General features: G+C 64.5%; 2 protein-coding genes. Both read right to left on the bottom strand.

What is annotated here, in order from left to right; translation table 11 throughout:
- Nucleotides 1-619: dTDP-4-dehydrorhamnose 3,5-epimerase (locus tag WMN78_RS16070; protein ID WP_340534730.1), on the bottom strand; the 619-nt coding region annotated here is incomplete at its 3' end.
- A gap of 3 nt (nt 620-622) precedes the next feature.
- On the bottom strand, nt 623-913 hold a 291-nt coding region (locus WMN78_RS16065; protein WP_340534729.1), incomplete at its 5' end, for a GDP-mannose 4,6-dehydratase.

The following is a 913-nucleotide window of genomic DNA, read 5'->3' as shown; positions in this document are numbered from 1 at the left end:
CCCGCAGGGCCTTGCCCAGCTGGCCGTCGGCGCCGACCACAAGAATTTTCTTCGCCGGCATCGGCACAACGTCCGCGAGGCGGGGGTGGGCCTTGTCCTTGTCGGAGAGCTCAGCCTCGTCCAGCGGGACGGGCCAGGAAATGCCGGCGGTCTCGTCGGCGAGGTTCAGGAAGGTGTACTGGCCCTGGGCGTCCGCGGACCAGTGGTCGTTGACGAGGTAGGTGTAGGCGGTGTTGTCTTCCAGGGTCTGGAAGGCGTTGCCCACGCCGCGGGGGATGAAAATTGCCTGGCTGGGGTCCAGTTCCGCGGTGAACACGGCACCGAAGGACGGGCCCTCGCGCAGGTCCACCCAGGCGCCGAAAATCCGTCCGGTCGCCACCGAGATGAACTTGTCCCACGGCTCGGCGTGGATGCCGCGGGTGGTGCCGGCTTTTTCGTTGAACGAGATGTTGTTCTGCACCGGGCGGAAGTCCGGCAGCCCGAGGGCCACCATCTTCTCCCGCTGCCAGTTTTCCTTGAACCAGCCACGGTTGTCACCGTGGACCGGCAGGTCATAAAGGACGACGCCGGGAATCGGCGTTTCGTGCGCGGTCAGCTTCTTGGAGAACTCGATCGACATCGTCTACTGGCCCTGTTCCTTGTATTTGGCTTCGGTCCGGGCCTTTTGCGGGCGCCACCAGTTTTCGTTCTCGCGGTACCAGGCGATGGTGTCTTCGATGCCGGCGTCGAAGTTGGAGAATTTCGGTTCCCAGCCGAGCTCGTTGCGGAGCTTGGCGGAGTCGATGGCGTAGCGCAGGTCATGGCCCGGCCGGTCCACGACGTGGTCGTAGGCGTCCCGGGGCTGGCCCATGTGCTCGAGGATGAGCTCGACGACGTCCTTGTTGTTCTTTTCGCCGTCGGCGCCGATCAGGTA

Origin of the sequence: Arthrobacter oryzae (assembly GCF_037911235.1) — a bacterium.
GTDB lineage: Bacteria > Actinomycetota > Actinomycetes > Actinomycetales > Micrococcaceae > Arthrobacter > Arthrobacter oryzae_E.
This window is presented reverse-complemented; position numbering and strand designations above follow the sequence as displayed.